Source organism: Gordonia sp. NB41Y (assembly GCF_030718915.1).
Classification (GTDB): Bacteria; Actinomycetota; Actinomycetes; order Mycobacteriales; family Mycobacteriaceae; genus Gordonia; species Gordonia desulfuricans.
The window spans coordinates 254,949-278,743 of sequence record NZ_CP132196.1 but is presented as its reverse complement, the minus strand read 5'-3'; the positions used below and the strand labels follow the sequence as shown (position 1 = coordinate 278,743).

Sequence of the window (23,795 nt, the reverse complement as noted above, 5' to 3'; positions counted from 1 at the left end):
GCGCTTGTTTCACGGCCGACCCCATCGCACGGCCGACCCGATGGCACGGCCCGTCCGGCCCGAATGGCCGGATGACGAGCCGTGGTCGAGGTGTACCCACCGACGGCCCGGTACCCGCCGGCGGCCGTCATCCGGCGCGCCGACGCGCCATCGGGCTTCGTGGCGAGTTCTCAGGCCGCGCGGCTAGGCTGGCACACGATGCCCACGGCACCGGCGACGGTGACCCGCGGCAGTCCAGGTGACGGTGACGTGCGATGCACGGCGTCCGTCGCGCCACGGAAGGACAGGAGCAAGGGTTGACCTCACATCCCAGTGCCGAGTCGCAGGCCACTGCCGTCACGGGCAAGGGTGCCGCGGGCGAGGGGGGCCTCGCACTGAGCGAATCCGACGTGAAGCTGCTCGAGCGGGCCATCTACGAGGTCAAGCGCGTCATCGTCGGCCAGGATGAGCTCGTCGAACGGATCCTGGTGGGTCTGCTCGCCAAGGGGCACATCCTGCTCGAGGGTGTGCCGGGTGTCGCCAAGACCCTGGCCGTGGAGACCTTCGCGACGGTCGTCGGCGGCAGTTTCTCGCGCGTGCAGTTCACCCCCGACCTGGTGCCCACCGACCTCATCGGTACCCGCATCTACCGGCAGGGCCGGGAGGAGTTCGACACCGAGCTCGGTCCGGTGGTGGCCAACTTCCTGCTCGCCGACGAGATCAACCGCGCGCCCGCCAAGGTGCAGTCGGCGCTGCTGGAGGTGATGGCCGAACGGCATGTGTCGATCGGCGGCACCACCTACCCGATGCCCGAGCCGTTCCTGGTGATGGCCACCCAGAACCCGATCGAGAACGAGGGCGTGTACCCGCTGCCCGAGGCGCAGCGCGACCGCTTCCTGTTCAAGGTGCTCGTCGACTACCCGTCGGTGGAAGAGGAGCGCGAGATCGTCTACCGGATGGGCAACGTGCCGCCGAAGGCCTCGCAGGTCCTCGATCCGGCCGCGATGATCCGGTTGCAGCAGACCGCCGCGAACGTCTTCGTCCACCATGCGCTGGTCGACTACGTGGTCCGCGTGATCAACGCGACCCGCCGGCCCGCCGAACTCGGCCTCACCGAGGTCGACACCTGGCTGTCGTACGGCGCCTCACCGCGTGCGACGCTGGGCATCGTGGCCGCCGCCCGCGCCCTGGCGCTGGTGCGGGGCCGCGACTACGTGATCCCGCAGGACGTGGTCGAGGTGATCCCGGACGTGCTGCGTCACCGTCTGGTGCTCAGCTACGACGCGCTGGCCGACGAGGTGTCCGCGGACGCCGTGATCACCCGCATCCTGCAGACCGTCGGACTGCCCCAGGTGGGTGCGCAGTCGGTGCCTGCCCCGGCCGGACCGGTCGCCGGATACCCCCAGAACCCGCCTGTGCAGAACCCGGCTGTGCAGAACCCGGCTGCCCCCGCGGCGCCGAACGGCTATCCCGGCGCGGTGAACCCGACGGCCCCGGCGGACCGGACGTCCGTGCAGTATGGCGGCTAACCGCGATCTGCCGTCGTTCGGCGCAGGTCTGCTCGAGGAGCCGCAGCTGACCGCTGCGTTGCGGATGCTCGAGCTCACCGTCCGACGCAAGCTCGACGGCGTCCTGCAGGGTGAGCACATCGGTCTGATCCCGGGTCCGGGATCGGAGCCGGGGGAGGCGCGCGCCTATCAGCCCGGCGACGACATCCGGCGCATGGAGTGGTCGGTCACCGCACGCACCACCCAGCCGCATGTCCGGCAGATGATCGCCGACCGCGAGCTCGAGACGTGGATCGTCGTCGACGCCTCGGCCAGCCTCGACTTCGGGACCGTCAACTGCACCAAACGCGATCTCGCGGTGGCCGCCTCGGCCGCGCTGGTGCACCTGACCGCCGGTGGCGGCAACCGCCACGGCGCGATCGTCGTGACCGGTGACCAGGTGGTGCGCATCCCGGCACGTGCCGGTCGTGTGCACGACCAGCACCTGCTCAAGGCGATCGCCACGACGCGTCGGGCGGCGCCCGGTGTGCGGGGCGATCTCAAGGCGGGGATCGAGGCCCTGCGCCGGCCCGAGCGGCGCCGCGGCCTGGCGGTCGTGGTCAGCGACTTCCTCGGCCCGATCGACTGGGAACGGTCGCTGCGTGCGATCGGCGCCCACCACGAACTGCTCGCCGTCGAGGTCCTCGACCAGCGTGACCTCGAACTGCCACCGGTCGGTCAGGTGCGTCTGGCCGACCCGGAATCCGGTGAGGTCCGCGAGGTCACCGTCACCGAGACCTTGCGCCGCGACTTCGCCGGCGCCGCCCGCGAACACCAGCAGAAGGTACGTCGCGTCGTGCGCAGCTGTGGCGGTCCGGTGCTGTCCCTGCGTACCGATCGGGAGTGGCTCACCGACATGGTGCGATTCGTCGGCGAACGCCGCCGCGGACTCGCCGCAGGGGTGGGGTAGCCGACGATGTTCTCCAACCCCTGGTGGCTGCTGCTCGCCCTGCCGGTGCTCGCGGTGGTCGCCGTCTACGTCTACATCCTGCGGGAACGCCGCCGGCGCGCCCTGCAGTTCGCCAACCTCGAGGTCCTCGACCGGGTCACCCCGCCGGAGAACCGCTGGGTCCGCCGCCTGCGACATGTGCCGCTGGCCGTGCTGCTCGTGGCGCTGCTGCTGATGGTGGTGGCCGCGGCCGGTCCGCAGGCCGAACGCAAGGTCCCCCGCAACAAGGCCACCGTCATCCTGGTGATGGACGTCTCGCGGTCGATGGAGGCCACCGACGTCGCGCCGTCGCGGATCAAGGCCGCCCAGGCGGCCGCCAAGAAGTTCGCCGACGAGCTCACCGACGGCATCAACCTCGGCCTCATCTCGTTCGCCGGGACCGCGTCGAGCCTGGTCACGCCGACCCCCGACCACGCCGCCACCAAGGCGGCGGTGGACAAGCTGCAACTCGCCGACAAGACCGCGACCGGAGAGGGCATCTTCGCCGCGATCCAGCAGATCCAGACGCTGAACTCGGTCCTGGGTGGGCAGGCCGGGGCGCCGCCGGCACGCATCGTGTTGCTCTCGGACGGCAAGCAGACCGTCCCCGACGACGAGAACGACCCGCGAGGGGCGTTCACCGCGGCCCGCAAGGCGAAGGAGGAGAACATCCCGGTCTCGACCATCTCCTTCGGCACCAAGACCGGCACCGTCGACCTCGACGGCGACCGAGTCCCGGTCCCGGTGGACGACGAGTCGCTGCGGGAGATCGCCAACCTGTCCGGCGGTACCTTCTTCACCGCGTCCAGCCTCGACGAACTGAACAAGGTGTACGAGACGCTGCAACAGGAGATCGGCTACGAGATGCGCAAGGGTGACAACTCCCGCCCGTGGATCATCGCCGGCACGATCCTGGCGATCATCGCGGTGGTCGGGTCCCTGCTCGTCAACCAGCGGGTGCCGTGATCGCCTCGGTCCATGTCCGACCTGGGCGCCGGGCACACAGGTCGGACCGATAGGTTGGTGGCCATGTCTGAGAGCAACGAAACCTCCACCGGGCAGCCGTCCCGGTCGGTGCTGGTGACCGGTGGCAACCGTGGGATCGGGCTGGCGGTGGCCCGGCGCCTGTCCGCCGACGGTCACAAGGTGGCCGTGACCCACCGCGGATCGGGTGCCCCCGAGGGCCTCTTCGGCGTGCAGTGCGATGTCACCGACACCGCCTCCGTCGAGCGTGCCTTCGACGAGGTCGCCGAGCACCAGGGACCGGTCGAGGTACTCGTCGCCAACGCCGGGATCACCGACAACATGCTGCTGATGCGCCTCACCGAGGAGCAGTTCAGCAGCGTCCTGGATGCCAACCTGACCGGCGCCTTCCGTTGTGCCAAGCGCGCCACCAAGGGCATGCAGCGGGCCAAGTGGGGTCGCATGATCTTCCTCGGCTCGGTGGTCGCCACCTCGGGCGTTCCCGGCCAGGTCAACTACGCCGCCTCCAAGGCCGGCCTGATCGGTATGGCCCGCTCGATCGCGCGTGAGCTGGGCTCCCGCAACATCACCGCCAACGTCGTCGCCCCCGGTTTCATCGACACCGACATGACCGCCGAGATGGAGGACAAGTACATCGAGATGGCCAAGCAGGCCATCCCGCTGGGCCGCGTCGGAGCGCCCGAGGACGTCGCCGCGGCGATCTCCTTCCTGGCCTCCGACCAGGGCTCCTACATCACCGGCGCGGTGATCCCGGTGGACGGCGGCATGGGCATGGGTCACTGACCGGCCCGTTCCACCCACACCATCCCATTCGACTTCTCGAACACCCCGACATCCCGAGGAGAACACGTTGAGCGGAATCCTGGACGGGAAGACCGTCCTCGTCACCGGCATCATCACCGATGCCTCTATTGCCTTCCACACCGCACGGGTGGCCCAGGAACAGGGCGCCAAGGTGATCATCACCGGCATCCCGGATCGGCTGCGGCTGATCGACCGGATCGCCAAGCGACTGCCAGAGGAGGTGCCGTCGGCGATCCCGCTCGACGTCACCGACGAGGAGTACCTCGGTGCCCTCGCCGACAAGGTGCGTGAGCTCGCACCGGAGGGTGTCGACGGCGTGGTGCACTCGATCGCCTTCGCCCCCAAGACCCTGATGGGTCCCGACGCCGTGCCCTTCCTCGAGGGTCCCGGCCCCGACGTCGCCAAGTCGTTCGAGATCTCGGCCTGGAGCTATGCCTCGCTGGCCCGGGCCGTGCTGCCGGTGATGAACGAGGGCGGATCGATCGTCGGCATGGACTTCGATCCCCGCACCGCGCTGCCCGACTACAACTGGATGGGTGTGGCCAAGGCCGCCCTCGAGTCGGTCAACCGCTACGTCGCCCGCGAGGTCGGCAACGCCAAGCGGATCCGCTCCAACCTGGTCGCCGCGGGCCCGATCAAGACCCTGGCCGCCAAGGCCATCTCGGGTACCGCCACCGACGACGCCCGCAAGCTCAACATGCTCAACGAGTACTGGGACGGCGCGTCGCCGATCGGCTGGGACGTCAACGACCCGGGCGTGGTGGGTACCAGCGTGTGCGCACTGCTCTCGGACTTCCTGCCGGCCACCACCGGTTCCATCGTGTACGTGGACGGCGGTGCCAGCCACAACACGTGGTTCCCGGAGAACTTCCTGGGTGCCTGACATGCCGGTACGAGCTGACGGGTCGGCGGGCGAGTTCGACGCGATCCTGTTCCTGTCCTTCGGTGGCCCCGAGGGGCCCGACGACGTGATGCCGTTCCTGGAGAACGTCACCCGGGGCCGCGGGGTACCCCGGGAACGTCTGGAAGAGGTGGCCCACCACTACATGCACTTCGGTGGGGTCTCGCCGATCAACCAGCTCAACCGCGACATGATCGCGTCCCTGCGGGCCGAGCTCGACGCCCGCGGCACCGATCTGCCGATCTACTTCGGCAACCGCAACTGGTATCCGCTGGTGGCCGACACGCTCGTGCAGATGTACGACGACGGGCACCGGCGGATCCTTGCGTTCGCGACGTCGGCCTGGGGCGGCTACTCGGGTTGCCGTCAGTATCACGAGGACATCGAACGTTCCCTCGTCGCGTTGCACGAGGCGCGTCCGCAGTCGGTGTCCGCAGACCCGGTGCTGGTGCGCAAACTCCCGCAGTTCTGGGATCGGTCGGCCACCCTGACCGCCGGACGTGACGCCGTCCTGCGTGCCGCATCCCGGTTGCCTGCGGCCGACGTCCCCCCGCGTCTGGTGTGCACCGCCCACTCGATCCCGATCGTCGCCGATGCGGCCTCGGGGCCCGAAGCCGATGGCGGACAACTGTATTCGCGGCAGGTCGCACAGGCGGCCCAGCGGGTGGCCGAAATGGCCGGATTCGCCGGGCATGATCAGGTGTGGCAGTCGCGGTCAGGGCCGCCCCAGGTGCCGTGGCTCGAGCCCGACATCTGTGACCACCTCGAAGCGATCGCCGCACAAGGTGTCTCGCAGGTGATCGTGTTCCCGGTGGGGTTCGTCTCCGATCATGTCGAGGTGGTGTGGGACCTCGACAACGAGGCCGCACAGCTCGCCGACGAACTCGGTCTGGACTATGTCCGTGCCGAGACCGTGGGTACCGACCCTCGGTTCATCGCGATGGTCGCCGATCTCGTCGATGAATATCGGCGTGGCACAGGCGATCTCGATGTACTCGGGGTGGGCGACAGCGGCACCCCCTGTGGTGATGGCTGCTGCGGCCGGTCGGTCCGGCGCCCGGCCACCCGACCCTGACGAACGGGTCCCGGATCACCAGCCGCCGGGCAGGAATTCGCCGATCACGCGGTTGACGGCGGCAGCCCGTGCGGCGTGGGCGAGCCGAACCAGTCGACGCAGTCCGTGATCGCCGGTCTCCCATTGACCGGCGGTCGCGCCGAATCCCGCGCCACCCAGGGTGGCCACCGACACGATCGCCTCGACCTGTGCGGCGGTGCCGAGCAGGCGCGTCGCACGGGCGTCGTCGTGTGGCGGGAGGTCGACGAGGTGACGCTGGGTCTGGGTGCTGATGGTGCCGCGCAGATCCGCCCGGTGCGCCCCGGCCCGTCCGCCGAGCGTCGCCATCAGTTGTGCTGTCTCCGAGACGGCCTCACGCAGTTCGTACTCGATCTCGCCGGCCGAGGCGGTACCGGTGACCGGTACCGGCACGCCGTATCGGTACACCGACCAGCGGCAGGATCCGTCGTGTTCGGTGGGGATCAACGCCAGGGGGGTCGGCGCGCCGTCGTCGACGAGCAGCGTCTCACCGGCGGTCAGGGCCGCGGCCGTCGCCGGGTCCGGTGGGAGGCCTTGCGGGGCACCGGCATCGGGCAGGCGGACCGACAGGTTCCGGGCGCGGCGCAGCACGGCGAGCAGGCCGAGTGTGCCGTCGGTCGGGACGGCATCGATCCCGGTGGTCGGCAGCGCGGCATGATCGTCGATGAGGTGGAGTCCGGCAAAGCCGGCCAGGGTGTCGGCGACGTCGTCGGGGGAGCAGCGTCCGGCCACCCACGCAGCGGCCCAGGCGCCCAACCCGCAGGTCGGCCAGGCCTGGGTGACGGTGTGATCGGTACTGGTCATAGGTCAACCAGAATACTGGTGCGACCGTCATCCCTCGCATCGTGCGGGTGGGCTGTGGATCGGCGTGGCATCGCCACCGTGGGACGGCTGTTAACTACCGTGACTGCTGTGATGGATGATCGATACGGCCGGGATGTGCTGGCCTCGCCGCGCCGGACCAAACCGCGAGCCCCCGAGGTCGCGGCAGAACGCGATCTCGTGGTCGAGGACGCGGCCAGCGGGTTCTGCGGTGCGGTGGTCGGTCTGGAGAAGAGCTATGCCGGGGACCTCGTCCGGCTCGAGGATCGGCACGGCCGTACCCGGGTCTTCCTGATGCATCCGGCGGCCTTCCTGATCGACGGCAAGCCCGTCACGCTGGTGCGACCGCGTGGTCGGGGACCGGTCGCCGCGGCCCGCACCGCATCCGGGTCCCGGATGGCCCCGGTGCGGCGTGCTCGCACCGCCCGTGCCAGCCGTCTGTTCGTCGAGGGCGTCCACGACGCGACGCTCGTCGAGCGGGTGTGGGGGGCCGACCTGCGGGCCGAGGGTGTGGTGGTGGTCAGCCTCGACGGGCTCGACAACCTCGACGCCGCGCTCGCGGAGTTCCAGCCCGCACCGCACCGGCGCGCAGGCGTGCTGGTCGACCACCTCCTGGCCGGCACCAAGGAGGCCCGGCTGACCGAGGAGGTCGGCGAGAACGTCCTGGTGTGCGGGCATCCCTATGTCGACGTCTGGCAGGCGGTCAAACCGGCATCGGTGCGCATCTCGGCATGGCCGACGGTGCCGATGGGCGAGGACTGGAAGACCGGTGTGTGTTCTCGACTGCGTTGGGGTACACCGCAAGACGGGTGGCGACGGGTCCTGGCAGGGGTCGGCGACTTCCGTGATCTCGAGGTGGATCTACTGCGCTCGGTGGAAGAACTCATCGACTTCGTGACCGCCGCGGAGGGCGATCACTGACGGGGTACGCACCGACGAGGCGTGGTCGTTGCGGTGACTGAGCCGACGAGAAGCGCACCGTCGGGCGTGACCCCACGCTGATCGGGCCGACGACGAGCCGAGCGCCAGGCGTGTTCCTACGGTGATTGAGCCGACGACGAGCCGAACGTCGGGCGTGGTCCCCACGCTGATTGAGCCGACGAGGAGCGTAGCGACGAGGCGTGTCGAAATCTCCGCCGGCCGAGTTCGGGACGCAACCCGCGTTCGAGGGGGTTACCGACATCGTCAGGTCACCGGGTTTCGACTCGGGTCCTCGCTGCGCTCGGTCCCGGCTCAACCACCGAATAATGGTGCTGCCGTTGATGGGTGAGCCAACGAGAAGCGCACCGTCGGGCGTGTCCTTACGCTGATTGAGCCGACGACGAGCCGAACGTCGGGCGTGGTCCCCACGCTGATTGAGCCGACGAGGAGCGTAGCGACGAGGCGTGTCGAAATCTCCGTCGGCCGAGTTCGGGACGCAACCCGCGTTCGAGGGGGTCACCGACTTCGTCCGGTCGCCGGGTTTCGACACGGGTCCTCGCTGCGCTCGGTCCCGGCTCAACTACCGAATAGTGCTGCTGCCGTTGATGGGTGAGACGACGAGAAGCACACCGACGGACGCGGTCCTTACGCTGATTGAGCCGACGAGGAGCGTAGCGACGAGGCGTGTCGAAATCTCCGCCGGCCGAGTTCGGGACGCAACCCGCGTTCGGGGCGGTCACCGACATCGTCCGGTCACCGGGTTTCGACACGGGTCCTCGCTGCGCTCGGTCCCGGCTCAACCACCGAATAATGGTGCTGCCGTTGATGGGTGAGCCGACGAGAAGCGCACCGTCGGGCGTGTCCTTACGCTGATTGAGCCGACGAGGAGCGTAGCGACGAGGCGTGTCGAAATCTCCGTCGGCCGAGTTCGGGACGCAACCCGCGTTCGAGGGGGTTACCGACATCGTCCGGTCACCGGGTTTCGACACGGGTCCTCGCTGCGCTCGGTCCCGGCTCAACCACCGAATAATGGTGCTGCCGTTGATGGGTGAGCCGACGAGAAGCGCACCGTCGGGCGTGGTCCTTACGCTGATTGAGCCGACGAGGAGCGTAGCGACGAGGCGTGTCGAAATCTCCGCCGGCCGGCCTCGCCAACGCGACCACGGTCCGCGGTGCCCGAGCACCGGCGAACGACACGCCCGTCGGAGCAGAATCCACCACCCCCGATCCGCCGATCCACCCACCCGCGCAGGCGCGACTGAAGAGATCCGCACGCTCGAAAGGCCGCTCCGGCACGATCGGATTCTCTGGCAGACTGGGTTCATGAGCGCGCTCGTGTGGATCGCGGCGGTGATCGTTCTGGTGATCGGTGAACTGGTCACCGGGGACCTCGTGCTGCTGATGCTCGGTGGTGGTGCGCTCGCCGCCGCCGGCGTCGACTATTTCTTCGGCGCCCCGATCTGGGTGGACGGGGTCGTGTTCGCGGTGGTCTCGATTCTGCTGCTCACCACCGTGCGCCCGGTCGCCAAACGGCATCTGCTCACCCGCCCCACCTATCGCACCAACATCGAGGCCCTCGAGGGCAGGCATGCGACGGTGACCACCCGGGTCGACGAGCACGCGGGACGCGTCAAGATCGGCGGCGACGAATGGTCGGCGCGGGCGATGACGCCGGGCGAGGTGTTCGAGCCCGGCGACGAGGTGACCGTCGTGGAGATCGACGGGGCCACCGCGGTCGTCTGGAAGACGTGAAGAACCACACGAGCGTGGGCGACCTGACAACAGTTCACGAGTACTGACACCAACCGAGAGTGGGGAGTACGTATGGAATACGTCGGTCTGATCATCGCGGTCCTGTTGATCGTGATGGTCGTGGTGGTCCTGGCCCGGGCGGTGGCACTGATCCCGCAGGCCGAGGCCGCGGTCATCGAACGGCTGGGCCGCTACACCCGCACCGTGTCCGGGCAGCTCACCCTCCTGATCCCGTTCATCGATCGCATCCGTGCACGTGTCGACATCCGTGAGCGCGTCGTGTCGTTCCCGCCGCAACCGGTGATCACCGAGGACAACCTGACGCTGTCGATCGACACCGTCGTCTACTTCCAGGTGACCAACCCGCGCTCGGCGGTCTACGAGATCGACGACTACATCGCCGGTGTCGAGCAGCTGACCATCACCACCCTGCGCAACGTCGTCGGCGGTATGACCCTCGAGGAGACGCTCACCTCCCGCGACTCGATCAACGGACAGTTGCGCGGGGTCCTCGACGAGGCCACCGGCCGCTGGGGTCTGCGGGTGGCCCGGGTGGAACTCAAGTCGATCATGCCGCCACCGTCGATCCAGGAGTCGATGGAGAAGCAGATGAAGGCCGACCGCGAGAAGCGGGCGACCATCCTGACCGCCGAGGGCCAGCGCGAATCGGCGATCAAGACCGCCGAGGGCAACAAGCAGAGCCAGATCCTGGCGGCCGAGGGCGCCAAGCAGGCCGCCATCCTGGGCGCCGAGGCCGAACGCCAGTCCCGCATCCTGCGCGCGCAGGGTGAACGTGCGGCGGTGTATCTGAAGGCGCAAGGTGAGGCCAAGGCCATCCAGAAGCGGTTCGCCGCGGTCAAGGCGAGCAAACCGACTCCCGAGGTGCTGGCCTACCAGTACCTGCAGCAGATCCCCGAGATGGCCAGGGGAGAGGCGAGCAAGGTGTGGGTGCTGCCGACCGACTTCGGGTCCGCACTGCAGGGATTCGCACGGTCGTTCGGTGCCCGCGGCGACGACGGGGTGTTCCGGTACGAGCCGACCGACGACGCGGTCCCCGAGATCGACGAGTCCGACACCGAGGGCTGGTTCGACATGTCGACCGACCCGAAGGTCGCCCAGGCGGTGGCCGAGGCGGAGGCGGTGGCCCGCCAGCCCGTCGAGCCCGAACTGCCGCTCCGACGCCCGGAGCCCGCACCGGCTCCCGCGATCACCCCGAGTCCGGAGATCACCCCGGACCAGCCTGCCCGGTTCGCGCCGGAACAGTATGCGGATGCGCCCCGTCCGGCCGGGCCGGCTGTCGGCGGCCAGCATGCCGCGGACCAGGGTCTGCCCCGCCAGGACCCGGGCGGCCAGGACTATACCGGTCAGGGCTATACCGACCATGGCTTCTCGAGTCAGGGTCTTGCCGGGCAGGGTTTGCCCGGCGAGGGTCTCCCGAGCGGGGACCCGGCGGGCAGGTACCAGGCGCCGGAGCAGTACCCCGGTCCGCAGTACCCGGGTGGGGCGCACCCGGGTGAGGGACAGACCCGATGGCCACCGGCGGGCGGTCTTGCGCCCGGCTAGCGCCGACCGGCGTCGTTCTCCGCGCAGCGGCTTCGGTCGCCTGGCCGGTGGTCCCGGTCCGGTGGATCTGGTCCGGTGGATCTGGTCCGGTGGATTCAGTCGGTCGCCGATGCCGGCTGGTCGACCGGCATCCGGACGTCGACGATCAGGCCGATCACGCCGATGGCGAAGAACGTGCCGCTGAGCAGCAGCAGCCACGGATTCTGTGATCCGGTCAGCGCGTCGCCGAGCAGCACCACGGCGGTGGTACCGGGGGCCATCCCGATCACGGTCGCCAGCAGGTAGGGCACGGTGCGCACCGACGACAACCCGGAGCAGTAGTTCAGCAGCCAGAACGGGCACACCGGGATCAGCCGCAGGGACCCGACGGCGAGCCAGCCGCGGTGCGCGAGGCGGTACTCCACGGCCCGGATCACCGGCCGCCGCAGATAGGGCTGGACCCGGGTGCGTCCGGCCCCGCGGGCGATCCGGAACGCCAGATAGGCGGCCAGCGTCGCCGAGATCATCGCACCGACGAGTCCGACGACCGGCCCGAAGAACACCCCCGACATGACGGTGAAGATCGTGCGCGGGATCGGGAACAGGGTCACCACGACGTAGGCGAGGAAGAACACCCACACGAATGCCGGGCCGAGATCCTCACCCCATTCGCGGACGCTGGCCACCGATGGGATCGGCAGCAGGTAGGAGATCCCCAGCAGGGCGCACACCACGATCAGGCCGAGAACCGCGTTCCGGATGCTGCGCCGCCCCTGCCGTTCCGGGGCCGAGTCGTCGACGGGTATCGTCGACGTGTCCGGCGTCACAGCCTCGTCTTCGACTGGGGTCTCGACGACGGGGCGCTGGTCACGTGGCACCCATCCACTGTACCGACGCTTCGTGGTGGCATATCTCACGCCGCGGCCCAACCGGTAGGGGCCGACCGAGCGATCGGCTAAGGTCAACTACGCTCTGATCACCGAGCGCACTATGGAGGTGTGTCCAGCCCGATGCCCGAGCAAACCGTGCATTCAGCAGCATCCGATCCGGCGGGGTCGGCGGACCTGGCCGACGCATACCGGTCGTGGTCGACCGCAGCGGCGGCGGTCCTGGCCAAGTCCCGTCGCATCGAGGTCGATCAACTCCCGGACACCCCCGAGGCGTTGCTGTCGACCACCACTCCCGAAGGGCTGACCGTCCGCCCGCTCTACACGCGGCGTGACGAGACCACCGAACCTGGCGTCCCGGGGCGGTTCCCGTTCGTCCGCGGCGCCGATCCGGCACGCGACGTGCTGGCCGGCTGGCGGGTCACCGAGCGGTTCGGCGACGATCCCGCCGACGGTGAGCAGGACCCGATCGAGCAGATCAACGGCGACATCCTCGACGCCATGATGAACGGCGCCAGCGGGCTGTGGCTCGAGATCGGCGGCACGATCGGTGTCGACGACCTCCCGGCCGTTCTCGCCAACGTCTTCCTCGACCTGGTGCCGCTCACGCTCGACGCCGGCACCCAGGGGATCGAGGCCGCCCGAGCGGTCCTCGCCGTCAAGCAGGCCGGACTGGCCGCCCCCGAGGCCGCCACGCCGACCGCCGCGACCACCCTGTCGTTCGGTTTCTCACCGCTGACCGCCGCTTTCTCCGGTCGCCCCACCGTCGACACCGACGCCGCCACCGCGCTCGCCGCCGAGGTGGCCGGTGCCACCGGTGCGGGATCGGTGCGTGCCTTCCGGGTGGACGGCACCGACTTCGCCACCGCGGGTGCGAACGACGCCCTGGAGCTCGGCCTGATCGTCTCCGCGGCACTGGCACACCTGCGTGACCTCACCGCCGCCGGACTCGACGCCGCGAGCGCCCTCGGCCAGATCTCGTTCGCCGTCTCCGTCGACGACGACCAGTTCGCCGGTATCGCGAAACTGCGTGCGCTACGCCGTGTCTGGGCGCGTGTCGCCGAGGTCGTCGGAGCCCCCGACGCCGGTGCCGCCCTCACCCATGCGGTCACCGACCTGTCCATGTACAGCCAGCGTGATCCGTGGGTCAACATGCTGCGCAGCACCATCGCCGCCTTCGGTGCCGGTGTCGGCGGTGCCGACCAGGTCACCGTCCTGGCCTTCGACGCCGCCATCCCGGCCGAGCAGCGCACCTCCGGTGCCCGCTTCTCGCGCCGGATCGCCCGCAACACCCAGTTGCTGCTGGTCGAGGAGTCCAACATCGGCCGGGTTCTGGACCCGGCCGGCGGTTCGTGGTTCGTCGAATCGCTGACCGACGACCTCGCCGCCTCCGCATGGTCGGTGTTCACCGATGTCGAGCGTCAGGGCGGCTACCGCGGCGCCCTGGCGGCCGGCTGGATCGCCGACCGCATCGGGGAGTCGCTGGCCGCCCGCGACGTCGAGGTCGCCCATCGTCGGGCCTCGGTCACCGGTGTCAACGAGTTTCCGAACCTCGACGAGAAGCCGTTGCGCGGTTCGGTCGCCGGTGCCACCGACGTGGTCGGCGCCACCCCGCGGCTCGCCCGCGTGGGCCGCGCCTTCGAGGACCTGCGCGACCGGTCCGACGCCCAGCTCGCCGCCACCGGAGCCCGGCCGCAGATCCTGCTGCTGCCGCTGGGCAGTGTCGCCGAACACAACGGACGCACCACGTTCGTCGCCAACCTGCTCGCCGCGGGTGGCATCGCCGCAGCCAACCCCGGTCCGCTGACCGCCGAGGAGATCGCCGCCGCGGTCGCCGACACCGGCAGTCCGATCGCGGTGCTGTGCGGCACCAAGGCCCGCTACGGCACCGACGGTCCGGCCGCGCTGGCCGCGGCCCGCGCCGCCGGCCTCACCCGCGTGCTGCTGGCCGGTCCGGACAAGGAGTGGCCCGACGGCGACGACCGTCCGGACGGGTCGCTGCGCGTCGGCATCGATGCGGTGGCCACCCTCACCGAGCTGTCCGACGCGCTCGCCGCGTCGGATAGCGCACAGCCGCAGACACCGGGAGCACAGGAGCGGGGAGAACAAGCATGACCAACACCGAATCCAGCACGGCCATCCCGGATTTCGCCGATGTCACCCTCGACGGCGGGGCGGTACCCGCCACCGGTCTCGACGCCGGTGCGGTGATCTCCGGTCTCGCCGGCGCACACGGTTACACCGACGAGCAGGTGACCTGGTCGACCCCGGAGCAGATCGACGTCAAGCCGGTCTACACCCGGGCCGACCGTGACGCGGTCGCCGCCGACGCCGAGCACCCGTACCCGATCGACTCGATCCCCGGTGCGGCCCCGTTCATCCGTGGCCCGTACCCGACGATGTACGTCAACCAGCCGTGGACGATCCGGCAGTACGCCGGCTTCTCCACCGCCGCCGAGTCGAATGCCTTCTACCGACGCAACCTGGCCGCCGGCCAGAAGGGTCTGTCGGTGGCGTTCGACCTCGCCACCCACCGCGGCTACGACTCCGACCACCCGCGAGTGGCCGGCGACGTCGGTATGGCCGGCGTGGCGATCGACTCCATCCTCGACATGCGGCAGCTGTTCGCCGGGATCGACCTGGGCAACGTGTCGGTGTCGATGACCATGAACGGTGCGGTGCTGCCGATCCTGGCACTCTACGTCGTCGCGGCCGAGGAGCAGGGGGTGCCGCCGGAGAAGCTGGCCGGGACCATCCAGAACGACATCCTCAAAGAGTTCATGGTCCGCAACACCTACATCTATCCGCCGAAGCCGTCGATGCGGATCATCTCGAACATCTTCGAGTACACCAGCCAGAAGATGCCGAAGTTCAACTCGATCTCCATCTCCGGCTACCACATCCAGGAGGCCGGTGCGACCGCCGACCTCGAGCTGGCCTACACCCTGGCCGACGGTGTCGAGTACATCCGGGCCGGCCTCGACGCCGGCCTCGACATCGACAAGTTCGCGCCTCGGCTGTCGTTCTTCTGGGGCATCGGCATGAACTTCTTCATGGAGGTCGCCAAACTGCGTGCGGCACGCCTGCTGTGGAGTGAGCTCGTCGCCCAGTTCGAGCCCAAGAGCGCCAAGTCGCTGTCGCTGCGGACCCACTCGCAGACCTCCGGCTGGTCGCTGACCGCGCAGGACGTGTTCAACAACGTCGCGCGCACCTGCGTGGAGGCGATGGCCGCGACCCAGGGCCATACCCAGTCGCTGCACACCAACGCCCTCGACGAGGCGATCGCGCTGCCGACCGACTTCTCGGCACGTATCGCACGTAACACCCAGCTGCTGCTGCAGCAGGAGTCGGGCACCACCCGTCCGATCGACCCGTGGGCCGGATCGAACTACGTCGAGTGGCTGACCCACCAGCTGGCACAGAAGGCCCGCGCGCACATCGCCGAGGTCGAGGCCGCCGGCGGCATGACCCAGGCGATCAACGAGGGTCTGCCCAAGCTGCGGATCGAGGAGGCCGCGGCCCGTACGCAGGCCCGCATCGACTCCGGTCAGCAGCCCCTGGTCGGGGTGAACAAGTACCAGGTGACCGAGGACGAGGAGATCGAGGTCCTCAAGGTCGAGAACTCCAAGGTGCGCACCGAACAGCTGGAGAAGCTCGACCGGCTTCGCGCAGGCCGTGATTCGGCTGCCGTCGAGAAGGCCCTGGCCGAGCTCACCCGCGCCGCGGCATCGTCCGACGGCGGCATGGAGAACAACCTGATGGCCCTGGCCATCGACGCGGCACGCCGTCAGGCCACCGTCGGTGAGATCTCCGAGGCGCTCGAGAAGGTCTATGGTCGGCATCAGGCCGAGATCAAGACCATCAGTGGGGTGTATCGACATGAGGTGGGCGAGGTGAGTGGCGTCGACTCCGCCATCGAGATCGTCAGGCAGTTCGCCGAGGCGGAAGGCCGACGCCCCCGAGTCCTGGTGGCGAAGATGGGTCAGGACGGACACGACCGAGGACAGAAGGTGATCGCCACGGCGTTCGCCGACCTCGGCTTCGACGTCGACGTGGGCCCGTTGTTCGCCACCCCGGAGGAGGTCGCCGCACAGGCGGCCGACAACGACGTGCACGTCGTCGGCGTGTCGTCGCTCGCAGCCGGTCACCTCACGCTGGTGCCCGCGTTGCGCAAGGCGCTCGAGGAGGTGGGCCGTCCCGACATCATGATCGTCGTGGGTGGTGTCATCCCGCCGGGCGATTTCGACGAGCTCTACGAGGCCGGCGCCTCGGCGATCTTCCCGCCCGGAACGGTGATCGCCGACTCCGCGGTCGAGCTGGTCTCGAAGCTGGCCGACAGCCTCGGGCTGGAACTGGCCGGAGTCGCCTCGGAGTGAGCGCGCACGACGTGAACACCACCGGTGTGCGGGCCGCACCGCGGCCCGCACGCCCGCCACTCGACCTCGATGCCCTGGAGCAGGGCATCCTCGCCGACAAGCGGGCCGACCTGGCGCGGGCGATCACTCTGGTCGAGTCGACCCGGGCCGATCACCGCGCCGCCGCCCAGGACCTGCTGCTGCGGTTGACCCCGCACGCAGGCCGGTCGTTCCGGGTCGGTATCACCGGGGTTCCCGGTGTCGGCAAGTCGACCACCATCGAGGCCCTCGGGATGCATCTGATCTCGATGGGGCACAAGGTCGCCGTGCTGGCCGTCGACCCGTCGTCCACCCGGACCGGTGGGTCGATCCTCGGGGACAAGACCCGGATGGGGCAGCTGTCGGTCAACCCGAACGCCTACATCCGGCCGTCCCCGACCTCCGGCACACTCGGCGGTGTGACCAAGGCCACCCGCGAGACCATCGTGCTGGTGGAGGCCGCGGGCTTCGACGTGGTGCTGGTGGAGACGGTCGGCGTGGGGCAGTCGGAGGTGGCCGTCGCCAACATGGTCGACACGTTCACCTTCTTGACCCTCGCCCGGACCGGGGACTCGTTGCAGGGCATCAAGAAGGGTGTCCTCGAACTCGCCGACGTCATCATGGTCAACAAGGCCGACGGCAAGCACGAGCTGGAGGCCAAGTCGGCTGCGCGTGAGCTGAAGAACGCGCTCAAGCTGATCTATCCGCACAATGCGCTGTGGATGCCCCCGGTGCAGACGATGAGTGCGCTGGAGAACACCGGCGTCGACGACTTCTGGAACGCGGTCCTCGAACATCGCGAAACCCTCACCAGGGCAGGGGAGTTCGAGGGTCGTCGGAGCCGTCAGCAGAGCGACTGGATGTGGGAGATGGCCCGCGACACCGTGCTCTCGCGGCTGTCGCACAGCGCCGGGGTCGCCGGGATCCGCGACGACGTCGAATCCCGTGTCCGCTCAGGCGATCTCACACCGGCGCTCGGCGCGAAGCAGATCATCGACGCGTTCGACGCCGAGCGCTGACACCTGCCGGTCAGTCCGGTCCGCGCAGGATGAGTCGTTCGTAGTTCTCGGGGTTGTTCGGGTCGAAGTGGAACGATCCGTTGCGGCCACCGGTGCCCACGCCGGCCTGCAGATTGTCGACGATGTACTTCCGGTTGACGTCGGGGTCGTCGGCGACGATCTCACGCAGGGCGGTCTCCATGTCCATCAGCAGGTTCTGGCGTGTGGACGTGGTCCCCGACAGCAGGTCGTCGAGCGACTTCAGGGAACCGTTGTGGTAGAGCGGGCCGGAACCGTGGATCTGGTCCTCGCGCAGGATCTGGGCCAGTGCCCCGTAGGTCAGCAGGATCTCGTTGTCGACCGGTGAGTCGCCGTCGATGAGGCCCTTCCCGAGCGACAGTGGAACATCGTCGGCGGCCTCGGGGGACAGCACCCACGGTGTGATGGCCGTGCCGGCGGCCCCGGCGGCGATCGCCACCGGATGCGGCACCGCGGTCAGTCCGGCCGACACCGAGGTCATCAGGTTCTTCACCTTCAGATTCGTTTCGTTCTGGGCGTCGACCCGGTTGTTCTCGTCGAGTTGCAGATCGTATTCCGCACCATAGAGACCCATCTGTGCCAGGTACCGGAGGTTGGTACTGAAATCGCCCAGGCCACGTGCATCGGCGGGATTGTGCGCCGCGGCAGCGCCGTTGAGCTCTATCTGTTGCAGGACGGCGCGATACAGTTCGGCTCCGGCTCGCGTCTGTGGCACCCCGTCCACGTTGTCGCTGGCGATGAGCGTGAACAGTCGTGCGGCCCGCCGTTGGACTTCGTCCGTGCCGTACGAGTGGCCGCCGTTCGACGGGTCGAGGAGTGTCGGGTCGAGGTGGGGGACGGTGTCTCCGCCCGCCGTGGAGCCGGCGAGGACGTTCAGATACGGCAGCGTGGCGTCGAGGAGGGCGTCGGCCAGCAGTGGGTTGATCTTCCCGATCGCGTCCCGGTCCGGATTGGCGTTCATGAGGGTGTCGAAGGTGTTCCCACCCGTTGTGGTGGTGGCGTGGTCGAGCAGGCCGGTGAAGGCGCGATTGGCCAGTGCGACCTGACCGGGATCACCGCTTGCGGCGGCATCGCCGATCCAGCCGACGAGTCCGCCGACGGTCCTGCCGTCGTCGTCCCACTCGTGGGCGTAGAGCCACGTGGTCATCTGATCTCGATCGAAGTGCGGTAATGCCGTGCCGTCGGCATAGTGCCCAGAGAGAAATGCCGCCGACGCCTCGTGGTTCCGGGCACCCACCTCCAGCAGCGACGAAATCGTGAACTGGTAGGTGCGGTCGGCGATCTCGGGACCGAGGTCGTCCTCGGTATAGATGGTCGCTGTGTACATGAGTCCGCTGTCGGCGCCTCGGCTCGCTCCGCCCGCAGCCTTCCGGATCAGTTCGACGCCCAGACGCTCACCGGGCGGAACTCCGTGGGTGCTGCGCAACAACCGCATCAGCGGTATGTCGACGGTCTTGACGCGAGCGCTCTCGTTCGAATTGCGGTTCTCGGCCCAGGTACGTGCCCACTGCGGCAGGTACTCGAATCCGGTGTTGGTCCCCACGTTCTCGTTCGAGAGCACCAGGAGTCCCTGACCGAGGGCGCTGGACCACGAATGGCGGGACGGATCATCGAGCCCGGTCATGGCGGTGTGGAGCGCGAACAGTTCCGCCGGGCCGAGGTTTCCGTAGAACATGTGCAGGTACTGCTGGACACCGAGGGGGACGTCGGTGAGTTGCTCGCCGTTGCGCAGCTTCTCGATCTGCATCGACGTCAGTCCGGCGGCCAGCAGGCTCCGCCCGATCGCGGCCACCTCCGCGGGCGTCCACCCGCCCTCGGCCATCAGTGCGTGACGCCGGCCGTCCTGTGCGCTGAGGGTGAGTTCGGGTGGGGCGACGGTGTGCAGGGCATGGACCGCGCCGCGGATTCGGTCGGCGTGCTCGGCCGCGGTGCCGGCCAGATCGTCGGCCTTTGCCTTGACGAAATCGGTCCATTCGCGTTCCTCGGCCGCCTTCCGGGCGGGTGTCCGTGGTTCGGTACCGCGGCGGGCATACCGCATGGTCCAGGTGGGATCGTTCGAGCCGACCGGGAGGAAGCCCTGGAATGCCGCGGTCATGAGCGCATCGTTGACCACCGCCTTGGAGGCGCTGATCGCCTCGGCCGCCTCGGTGAGCGCGGTCTGCAGGTCCTGAATCCGGCCCGCGACCGCCTTGGCCCACATGCGCTGCTCTCGGGCGCGTGTGTCGGCGGCGGTGCGGGCGGCGCCGCTCCACGACGTCGCCGGGATCTGGTCGACACACCGTTCCGCCGCGGTGGAGTTCTCGACGATGGCCTTCGCCAGCGCGGACAGTTCCGGTCTGGGCAGATCCCACGGCCGCCACTCGTCCATGATCGCCTTGGTGAGTGCGTGACCGGTCATCGCGGCGCCTGTGCGTGCGGCAGCTCGGCCAGATGTGCGAACGTCGTCGCGTTCTCCTCGTCGGCGGACGCGGCGATCGTGCGCACCGCCCGGACTGCTGCCGCGAACGTCTCCCACTGCCCGGAGACCGCGGTCTGCGCCTGGTGCAGGCCGTCGGTGGCCTTCTGCGCGGCGGCGACCATCGGTGAGTGGGGCATCGCCACGGCCATCGTCGTCGTGAGATCGCACCGCGCAACGCTTTCGATGTCGTACGCCATGCTCTCGAGCCCTGCGGCGATACCGTCGACGGCCATCGGGTCGACCACGAAGTCCCCGCTCATCGCTGCCCCTTCAACACTTGTCGCGCCTGTGTGACTTGCGAGGACTCTACGACGCCGCGCGGCGACGTGGCGGAATCCATCCACAGGCCACACCGGTGTGGTCGGCGGCGACGGATTCTGTCGGACCTCGTCTGTATGTTCGGTGCATGACCTCGGGGATGGCGTCAGCACAACCGGCCGGCACGGCCGGTGAGGGCGGGTTGTCGTGGCAGGACCTGGTGGAGTTGCAGCCGTTTACGGTACCGGTGGCCGAACGGTATTGGGGCGATGAGGAACTCGATGCCGGTGACCTGACCGAGATCCTCGCCCACTGCGCGGCGACCCGGGCGACGGCCTGGTACCGGATGTTGCAGGCCGCGTCGTTGCTCTACGAGGACTACGAAGAGTCTCATCACCGGCAGATGGCCGAACACACCTCGGGCGAGATGGACTCGATCGAGGCGTTCGAGGCGGCGGTCACCGCTGCTCGCTGTGGTGAGGATCCACGGGCCCGCTATGGCCCGGATGGTTTGGAACAGGCCATCGCGCATGTGGGTGCGGTGTTGTGTGTTCCGCCGGCGGTGGCCCGTGAGGTGATCACCCTCGGTGATGCGTTGCGGTATCGGGTGCCGTTGACCGCGGCCACCCTGGCGCAGGGTCGGATCGATGAGCAACGTTTCCGGATCGTGGTGGCAAGGACCCGGCTGGTGACTCCGGAATCGATCGAGCAGGTCGACGCCCGGATCGCCGAGCAGATCTATGCCCGTGACCAGATGTCGGTGAAACGGTTCACCACCATGGTCGACAAGACCGTGGCCGTGGTCGATCCGGACGCGGTGAAACGGCGTCGCGCTCATGCGAAGGCCGAACGTAAGGTGACCGTGACCCAGGATCGGTTCGTGCCGGGGCAGTCGCGGATCACCGCGAGTCTGCCGGATGTGGATGCCGCCCTGGTCGATGCCCGGTTGACCGCGATGGCCGAGTCGGTACATGCCGAGGATCCGCGGAGTCTGGCCCAGCGTCGTTCGGATGCGTTGATCGCGAGTTCGGTGCACCAGCAGTTGCGGTGTCTGTGCCCGCAGTGTGTTGCCGCGGCCGAGGTTGCGGTGTCGGAGCCGACCCCGCTCACCGACCCCGATACGAGCGTGGAACCCGATGCGGGCGTGGACCCTGCCGGGAGTACGGTTCCGGCGGTGGGGGTGGTGATCCATGTGATCGCCAATCAGTCGACCCTCGATGGTGATGATGACGAGCCGGGGTTCACCGATGACGGTGGGGTGATCGATGCCGATACCGTCCGGGAGTTGGCGATGCAGGAGTTCACCCGGACCACCGCGATCACCCGGGAGATGATGCAGCGGTCGGCGCGGATGCGGTATCGGCCGGGGAAACAGAAGACCGCGTACGCCTTTGCCGCCGATCTGTGTTGTACGTGGCCGGGGTGTAACAATCGGGCGTGGTCGTCGGATGTCGATCACACCGAACCTTATGATCATGGTCATCCGGAGCGGGGTCCGACGGAGTGGTGGAATCTGAAACCGTTGTGTCGTCTTCATCATCGGATGAAGACGTTCACCGGGTGGCGGGATTTCACCGATGAGTTCGGGCGGGCGGTGTTCGGGTCTCCGACGGGGCATTACTTTGTGGGGAATGCGTATCGGGGTACCGATCTGTTCCTGGGGTTGGCCGAGTTGGTGCCGAAGCCGCCGGATCATCCGGCGCGGGAGAAGATCGCCGAGTTGTATCGGGAGCATCGGCGTCGGGCTGATCTGGCTCGTCGGCGGTGGGATGAGGCTAACCCGCCACCGTTCTGATCGGTGGTGATCGAGTTACGGCTCAATCAGCCACTGGCGGTTGACATAGGAGCGATGAGCCGATGAGGAGCGGAGCGACGAGGCGTGTCGAAACCTCTGTCGGCCGACGACGTCGACGTGACCACTTCTGAGGTGGTCACCATCCGAGGTAGGTTGCGGGGATTTCGACTCGGGTCCTCGCCTTTCCGGCTCGGTCCCGGCTCAATCATCGTGGAGGGTTGCGGCTCAATCAGCCACTGGCGGTTGCTGCTTGAGCCGACGATGCGACGTGACCACCTCAGAGGTGGTCGCCATCCGAGGTAGGCTGCGGAGATTTCGACACGGGTCCTCGCCTTTCCGGCTCGGTCCCGGCTCAATCATCGTGGAGGGTTGCGGCTCAATCAGCCACTGGCGGTTGCTGCTTGAGCCGACGATGCGACGTGACCACCTCAGAGGTGGTCACCATCCCACGTAGGCTGCGGAGATTTCGACACGGGTCCTCGCCTTTCCGGCTCGGTCCCGGCTCAATCATCGGTGGACGCTCCCAGCTCAATCATCAACGGCTGATTGCTGGTTGCGCCGACGAGGTGTGCCGCCACCTCAGTGGGTCATCGACGAACACCGGCCCCTACCCGGTGACGGGTAGGGGCCGGTGAATCATCCGGATCAGAGTTGGGGTCTGATCAGGTTCAGAGTTTGGCTGCCGCGGGGCTGACCGTCTCGATCACGTACGAGACCGACGGCGCGCTCGGGACGCTGAACGCGGCGTGGTTGTCGTTGGTGATGTAGATGACGGTGCCGTTGCGGACGGCTTTCAGATCGGACCAGCCGGGAACCTGGTTCACGACGTTCTGGTCACCACCGGGCACGTAGACCACCAGGAGATCGGAGTTCAGCAGGTTGATCCGCTCGGGCGAGATCAGGGCACGGGTGGCCGTACCGGTGTGCAGTGCGGCGATCTGCGGATCCAGGGTGAAGCCCAGCTGGGCGAGCAGGCCCGCGGATGCGTCGTCGGTGGAGTTCACCACACCGACCTGGCCGGTCGGTCCGACCTGGGCGAAGGTGAAGGTCTTGCCCACGGCAGACGGGTACTTCGACTTGAACGCGGCGATCTCACCGTTGGTCGAGTCGATCAGCTGCTGCGCCTGCTCCTGCTTGCCGAAGATCTTTCCGGCGGTGGTGGTCACCAGCTCCCAGCTGTCGACCATCGAGCCCTTGGTGATCACCGGGACGGTCGGGGCGATCTCGCTGAGCTTCTTGTACCGCGCCTCGTCGCCGAGGTATCCGGCCAGGATCACGTCCGGATCGAACTTGGCGATCTCGGCGACACCGACCTGCGAGATGTCGTTGACCGGAACCAGTTCGGTCTGGTGCTCGGGTGTCCACGGGAAGGTCTCGTGACCCTTCTCGACGAACTGGGCGGTGATCGGGATGTCGAGCGCCGCCAGGGTGTCCGACCAGTCGGTGAGCAAGGTGACCACGCGCTGCGGCTGGGTGTCGATGGTGGTCGAACCGAACTCGTGGTCGATGGTCACCGGCGTGAACGCGGTGCTCGACGACGAGGAGTCCTCATCGGGGGACGAGCAGGCGCCGAGGAAGGCGACCATGCTCACGGCAGCCGCGACCACCAGGCCGCGCAGCATCAGGGTTGAGCGTTTCACTTCAATCCAATCATCGTTGTGGGCAGGGGGATTCGGTTACCCGGGGTCCGGGA

General features: G+C 68.4%; 17 protein-coding genes and 1 pseudogene. 13 read left to right on the top strand and 5 right to left on the bottom strand.

Features of this window, described 5'->3' with window-relative positions; all coding sequences use genetic code 11:
* The first annotated feature begins 254 nt into the window (after positions 1–254).
* The 6 genes from Q9K23_RS01120 (at position 255) to Q9K23_RS01095 (ending at position 6,218) form a co-directional block, all read left to right on the top strand.
* The gene (locus Q9K23_RS01120; RefSeq protein ID WP_261977892.1) at positions 255–1,508 is read left to right on the top strand and encodes a MoxR family ATPase; all 1,254 of its coding nucleotides are present in this window, start codon (positions 255–257) and stop codon (positions 1,506–1,508) included.
* Complete coding sequence (locus tag Q9K23_RS01115) at positions 1,498–2,436, top strand: DUF58 domain-containing protein (RefSeq protein ID WP_053777193.1); 939 nt, start codon at positions 1,498–1,500, stop codon at positions 2,434–2,436. Before Q9K23_RS01120 ends, Q9K23_RS01115 begins: the two co-directional genes overlap by 11 nt.
* Before the next feature lie 6 nt (positions 2,437–2,442).
* The gene (locus Q9K23_RS01110; RefSeq protein ID WP_020790187.1) at positions 2,443–3,420 is read left to right on the top strand and encodes a VWA domain-containing protein; all 978 of its coding nucleotides are present in this window, start codon (positions 2,443–2,445) and stop codon (positions 3,418–3,420) included.
* 63 nt (positions 3,421–3,483) lie between these two features.
* On the top strand, positions 3,484–4,221 hold the full coding sequence (gene fabG1 / locus Q9K23_RS01105) for a 3-oxoacyl-ACP reductase FabG1 (RefSeq protein ID WP_053777192.1): 738 nt from the start codon (positions 3,484–3,486) through the stop codon (positions 4,219–4,221).
* A gap of 67 nt (positions 4,222–4,288) precedes the next feature.
* Positions 4,289–5,125, top strand: coding sequence for an NADH-dependent enoyl-ACP reductase InhA (gene inhA, locus Q9K23_RS01100; protein WP_020790189.1), 837 nt, complete (start codon positions 4,289–4,291; stop codon positions 5,123–5,125).
* A gap of 1 nt (position 5,126) precedes the next feature.
* Positions 5,127–6,218, top strand: coding sequence for a ferrochelatase (locus Q9K23_RS01095; protein WP_020790188.1), 1,092 nt, complete (start codon positions 5,127–5,129; stop codon positions 6,216–6,218).
* A gap of 15 nt (positions 6,219–6,233) precedes the next feature.
* On the opposite strand, the gene Q9K23_RS01090 is transcribed toward Q9K23_RS01095, so the two are convergent.
* Positions 6,234–7,040 (bottom strand): hypothetical protein, encoded by an 807-nt coding sequence (locus tag Q9K23_RS01090; protein ID WP_059038238.1) that lies wholly within the window; start codon positions 7,038–7,040, stop codon positions 6,234–6,236.
* Between the two features lie 111 nt (positions 7,041–7,151).
* On the opposite strand from Q9K23_RS01090, the gene Q9K23_RS01085 reads away from it, so the two are divergent.
* From Q9K23_RS01085 to Q9K23_RS01075, 3 genes and pseudogenes are all read left to right on the top strand, one after another.
* The gene (locus Q9K23_RS01085) at positions 7,152–7,979 is read left to right on the top strand and encodes a DUF3097 domain-containing protein (protein ID WP_053777191.1); all 828 of its coding nucleotides are present in this window, start codon (positions 7,152–7,154) and stop codon (positions 7,977–7,979) included.
* A gap of 1,323 nt (positions 7,980–9,302) precedes the next feature.
* Positions 9,303–9,731 carry an NfeD family protein gene (locus Q9K23_RS01080; RefSeq protein ID WP_053777190.1) on the top strand — a complete coding sequence of 143 codons (429 nt, stop codon included), beginning with the start codon at positions 9,303–9,305 and terminating at the stop codon, positions 9,729–9,731.
* 72 nt (positions 9,732–9,803) lie between these two features.
* A pseudogene (locus tag Q9K23_RS01075) lies at positions 9,804–10,901 on the top strand (SPFH domain-containing protein); the annotation flags it as partial.
* A gap of 488 nt (positions 10,902–11,389) precedes the next feature.
* Here Q9K23_RS01075 and Q9K23_RS01070 read toward each other — a convergent pair.
* Positions 11,390–12,079 (bottom strand): TVP38/TMEM64 family protein, encoded by a 690-nt coding sequence (locus Q9K23_RS01070; RefSeq protein ID WP_261977895.1) that lies wholly within the window; start codon positions 12,077–12,079, stop codon positions 11,390–11,392.
* A gap of 204 nt (positions 12,080–12,283) precedes the next feature.
* Here Q9K23_RS01070 and Q9K23_RS01065 point away from each other — a divergent pair, with 204 nt between their 5' ends.
* The 3 genes from Q9K23_RS01065 to meaB are packed head-to-tail and all read left to right on the top strand — an operon-like array spanning position 12,284 to position 17,573.
* Positions 12,284–14,275 (top strand): methylmalonyl-CoA mutase family protein, encoded by a 1,992-nt coding sequence (locus tag Q9K23_RS01065; protein ID WP_305950349.1) that lies wholly within the window; start codon positions 12,284–12,286, stop codon positions 14,273–14,275.
* On the top strand, positions 14,272–16,536 hold the full coding sequence (gene scpA, locus Q9K23_RS01060; RefSeq protein WP_020790809.1) for a methylmalonyl-CoA mutase: 2,265 nt from the start codon (positions 14,272–14,274) through the stop codon (positions 16,534–16,536). Before Q9K23_RS01065 ends, scpA begins: the two co-directional genes overlap by 4 nt.
* A gap of 26 nt (positions 16,537–16,562) precedes the next feature.
* On the top strand, positions 16,563–17,573 hold the full coding sequence (gene meaB, locus Q9K23_RS01055; RefSeq protein WP_152972722.1) for a methylmalonyl Co-A mutase-associated GTPase MeaB: 1,011 nt from the start codon (positions 16,563–16,565) through the stop codon (positions 17,571–17,573).
* A 10-nt stretch (positions 17,574–17,583) separates the two neighbouring features.
* Here the strand turns inward: meaB and Q9K23_RS01050 are convergent, their stop codons facing one another.
* Both Q9K23_RS01050 and Q9K23_RS01045 read right to left on the bottom strand, forming a co-directional pair.
* Positions 17,584–19,989 carry a hypothetical protein gene (locus tag Q9K23_RS01050; protein ID WP_053777188.1) on the bottom strand — a complete coding sequence of 802 codons (2,406 nt, stop codon included), beginning with the start codon at positions 19,987–19,989 and terminating at the stop codon, positions 17,584–17,586.
* Entirely contained in the window at positions 19,986–20,309 is a 324-nt protein-coding gene (locus Q9K23_RS01045; RefSeq protein ID WP_053777187.1) for a hypothetical protein, read from the bottom strand. The genes Q9K23_RS01050 and Q9K23_RS01045 overlap by 4 nt, the downstream gene beginning before the upstream one ends.
* Positions 20,310–20,455: 146 nt before the next feature.
* On the opposite strand from Q9K23_RS01045, the gene Q9K23_RS01040 reads away from it, so the two are divergent.
* Positions 20,456–22,102, top strand: coding sequence for an HNH endonuclease signature motif containing protein (locus Q9K23_RS01040; protein WP_305950348.1), 1,647 nt, complete (start codon positions 20,456–20,458; stop codon positions 22,100–22,102).
* Between the two features lie 668 nt (positions 22,103–22,770).
* Here the strand turns inward: Q9K23_RS01040 and Q9K23_RS01035 are convergent.
* The gene (locus tag Q9K23_RS01035) at positions 22,771–23,742 is read right to left on the bottom strand and encodes an ABC transporter substrate-binding protein (protein ID WP_053776748.1); all 972 of its coding nucleotides are present in this window, start codon (positions 23,740–23,742) and stop codon (positions 22,771–22,773) included.
* Positions 23,743–23,795 lie beyond the last annotated feature (53 nt).